At 61.2% G+C, this 2,739-nt stretch carries 4 protein-coding genes; all 4 read right to left on the minus strand.

All coding sequences use genetic code 11. The annotated features are described in order from the left end of the window. A partial coding sequence (locus AC1D01_RS28820) for an SMI1/KNR4 family protein (protein WP_477872520.1) occupies nt 1-368 on the minus strand: 368 nt, incomplete at its 3' end. Further along, nucleotides 365-976 (minus strand): class I SAM-dependent methyltransferase, encoded by a 612-nt coding sequence (locus AC1D01_RS28825; RefSeq protein ID WP_477872522.1) that lies wholly within the window; start codon nt 974-976, stop codon nt 365-367. The genes AC1D01_RS28820 and AC1D01_RS28825, both read right to left, overlap by 4 nt. 830 nt (nt 977-1,806) lie before the next feature. Then, on the minus strand, nt 1,807-2,220 hold the full coding sequence (locus tag AC1D01_RS28830) for a hypothetical protein (RefSeq protein WP_477872524.1): 414 nt from the start codon (nt 2,218-2,220) through the stop codon (nt 1,807-1,809). 38 nt (nt 2,221-2,258) lie between these two features. Then, nucleotides 2,259-2,739 (minus strand): SMI1/KNR4 family protein (locus tag AC1D01_RS28835; protein WP_477872526.1); only part of this gene is annotated, 481 nt, incomplete at its 5' end.

The following is a 2,739-nucleotide window of genomic DNA, read 5'->3' on the forward strand; positions in this document are numbered from 1 at the left end:
TCGGACGAATCCGCAATCGGATACAGCCGCCAGTCGTCGTTGAGCACATCGAGGTCGCCGCCGTTGGCCGTCCGCATCGCATTGGCGTAGGACGACGGCAACGAGCTTGCGAGTTCGCGTTCGGCTGCTTCTATGAACGAGGCTGCAAGGTCAAATGGCATACGGTCGGTAGTCGATGAAAGCATGGCAGATGGCGTGACCTTCGTTGGTCTTGCCGAGACATCAGTATCGCGCTTGGAAGCAGCCGTTCGCTTGCTGAGCTGATAGGCAATGGCCGACCCGGAAGAGACATCCGAGGCTCTGATCTCGTCGCCACAAAGCTGCCGGTCGCATGCAGCCGGCTGCCTCAAGCAGGCCTGGGAGTTCATGGCGCGCGGCGCGCGAGGTAGGTGACCCAATTGTTGCCGTCGCGCCCCACGCTGTCCGCGTCCCAACTGACCGAGAGGCCGGCCGCGGCGAGCCGTTCCGTGAAGCGCTCGCGCGTCCAGCACACGGTGTGGTATTCACCGGTCGTCTCGCCTTCGCCCTCGCGCATCGCGGCGAGGAACGCCCCGCCCGGCCTCAGTGCGGTGTGGATCTTGCGCAGGACGGCGTCGGTCTGGTTCCGATCGACATGGATCAACACACCCATGGCGAGCACGCCATGGTAGGGCCCTCCGAGTTCGTCGGTCACGACGTTCAACAACTCGGCATGCTTGCCTCGCTCCACCATCAGATCGACGAAGGCCTGGGTCGCGTCGGTGCGCCGGACCGCCAATCCAAGCGATTCGAGGACATCCGCATCGCGACCCGGCCCCGAGCCGATCTCCAGCACCCGTCCTCCGGGCGGCAGGACCTCGACTAGTCGCCGCAGTGCCTTCTGGATGTGCGGAGGTCGATGCGGGTCAACGAGCTTGTCGTACTCACGTGCAGAACCTTCATAGGATTGGAGAGTCTGGTGCATGCGGTCAAGGGCGGTGGTGCTCGGCTTCGTCATCGCGCTCCCCAGTGGTCAACACCCTGAGCGTAGAGCAAGAGCGTGGCCATCGCCAACGAGCCAAGCGCCAGGTCCTCCTCGATCACCTCAATCGTGATTGCGAGGCGCCCCTGACCTGAAGCACAGTCCTGTGACCTCCCGATCGAAACCGGTCATCGGCGTCGAGGACGCCACGTAGCAGTAGCCTTCGGGGAAATGGCAGATGTCAAAGGGCCGATCCGGTTCATCGACCAGATGCGGGCGAACCTCCAGCTTCCAGAAGGTATGACTCTCACCAGCAGGAATCCACCGAGGGGGGCGCCAACATTCGCAATCACGAACCCTGCTTGCATCTGGATCTCGGGGGACGTGTGATTGACGCCAGCTTGCTGAAAAGACGACCGCCGAGGCTCTCACTGGGGATCTCAAGCTGTTACCCACGCCCTCAGAATCGCGGCACCAAGCGGCAGAGCCGCCAAGAGCGCTCCTGTCGAAGCGGCCCACCCCTCGAACCAGTTCAGTGAGCCTTCGTTCTGCCACGACATCCACTGCCCTGTGCGCGCAGAGTTTGACACTGACGCCAACACCACGAGAGCAGCGCCGACGCCTGACAGCCAGAAGCAGGGTGGTCGCAGCGCAAGCAGGATGACGCCGATGGACAGTACGGCAACGAGCCATCTTCTGACCCTCGAATTCTTGAGCGTGAATGCTTGATCCATGCTGACTAGCCTACCCGAGAGCCGCCCCTTGCTGAAGACCGGTTGTGGCCGGCTTCAGGCATTCGACCTCGTAGCACGCACTCCAAACGACGACACCAAGCGAAAGTATTTTCTGAGCGGGAAGGCGGCCACTCAAGGCTTGTTTTCGTCGACCGACCGGCGGACCTCCTGGTAGCGGTTGCCTGCAAGGCGCGTCGGGCATTGAGCGCGCTCGAAATCTGCAGGCTGAAAGGCAACTGGAAACAGGTCGCAGAGAAGGTCACAGAATGCGTTGAACGAAGGCCCTCCGGGCCCAAAGGTGTCTATGAGCGCCGCGGCCCAACCCTGTGACCCGCTCGCTCCAGTACTTGTGCGAACCAGCTCCGTGAAGTGTGCGTTGAAGGCTTCGTGGATCCCCAGCGCGCCCGTTGCCGCAAGTGCGGCATCGAAGCCGTACAGTTGCGTCTCCAACTGCCGTATGTCGYGATCGAGCATGTACATACCGGGCCTTTGGCATGCCATGCGCATGAAGTTGATCGTCGCAGGATGGATCATTCTGAGCGACATCCCTCTGTTCCTTCATCGTCATACGCGACCAACCGTGGCTAAGCTCTTGGCAGGTCCGCGAAGTCATCCGCGACTTTGGTCAACATTCCAGTTTCATGCGACCAGTGATGAATCGCATCCCCAAAAGCGTCACCGTTTCGCAGAATCAAAAGTTGGTCGCCAGACCCGTTCCCGGCGATGGCCAGCGCGCGCGACGGAAACTTCGGCCACTGCTGAAGTGCTGATGTCTCCTTGATCGCGTGGYTTGACGTTCGGCTCAACCGTCTTCGGTCGGACGAATCCGCAATCGGATACAGCCGCCAGTCGTCGTTGAGCACATCGAGGTCGCCGCCGTTGGCCGTCCGCATCGCATTGGCGTAGGACGACGGCAACGAGCTTGCGAGTTCGCGTTCGGCTGCTTCTATGAACGAGGCTGCAAGGTCAAATGGCATACGGTCGGTAGTCGATGAAAGCATGGCAGATGGCGTGACCTTCGTTGGTCTTGCCGAGACATCAGTATCGCGCTTGGAAGCAGCCGTT

Source organism: Rhizobacter sp. P3_B12, assembly GCF_056402895.1.